Annotated in this window: 1 protein-coding gene and 1 pseudogene; both read right to left on the reverse strand. The window is 46.5% G+C overall.

All coding sequences use genetic code 11. The annotated features are described in order from the left end of the window. Positions 1–460 (reverse strand): annotated as a pseudogene (locus tag CVN76_RS05955) (FtsK/SpoIIIE domain-containing protein); the annotation flags it as partial. A 12-nt stretch (positions 461–472) separates the two neighbouring features. Then, positions 473–796 carry a hypothetical protein gene (locus CVN76_RS05960; protein ID WP_100530600.1) on the reverse strand — a complete coding sequence of 108 codons (324 nt, stop codon included), beginning with the start codon at positions 794–796 and terminating at the stop codon, positions 473–475. Positions 797–874 lie beyond the last annotated feature (78 nt).

The raw sequence follows: 874 nt of genomic DNA on the forward strand, positions 1-874 counted from the left end.
CGCTACCCGTTTCGCCAGCAATTAAGATGTGCGGCTGCTTTAATAGGTCGAACGCGTTATACTGGCCGTTCCGGTCCTTTCCGCAGATGATTCCGATGGTAAATGGCGAGACAGCTTCGCGCACTCCCTGGACTTTATACGGTAGCTCTTTCGGCATTGAAGTTGCGTAAATGGTCAGAACGTATTTCTTTAAATCGCCTTCTATCGAGATTGACCGGCCAAAGTGCTGACGGAAGACAAACTCCTTCTTTTTTACTTCCTTAGGATCCATGCCGTTTAACAGCGTGAAAGTATAACGAAGCGTTTTCGCCAATTTGTCGAGGTGAATTTCGTGTATCTGCGGAAATATGGTGCGCTCGTTCCCACCTTTACTTTTATACGTTTTATATAGTTCGGCACTCCGGAATGCCTTGATTAGTTCGGCTTTTGCCTTTGATTTATAAAGAAATTCTTTTATCATGCGATAACCTCCTCAAAGGGATAGTAGGAACCATGCGATCGAACTGAATCCGCCAATCGTGAAAGCTAACCTCGTCACTGTTTCGATGGCCCACGCAAGCTCCTCACGGCCCGAACTGGCGGCGAAATTCTCCAAACCGTGCGATAGCATTCCGATTGCAAATACGCCCAACACGACCGCATATATGCCGGCTACATCAGGCGATAAAAAACTACTAACCGTTATCGAAGGCATGAAACTATAAATGGGCGTATTTATGGAGCGCTTAGGCTTACGGTATGTCCCTGCCATGAATGTTTTGAAGTCGATTACTTCTGGCTGCTGTTTTCTGAACATTTCGCTCATCTCCGTTCATTAGAATTATCTGAATATTTTCTTTCCCCTCTCGCGCTCTCCCCTCACTCTCTCCCTCCG

The organism is Bacillus sp. mrc49 (assembly GCF_002803435.1).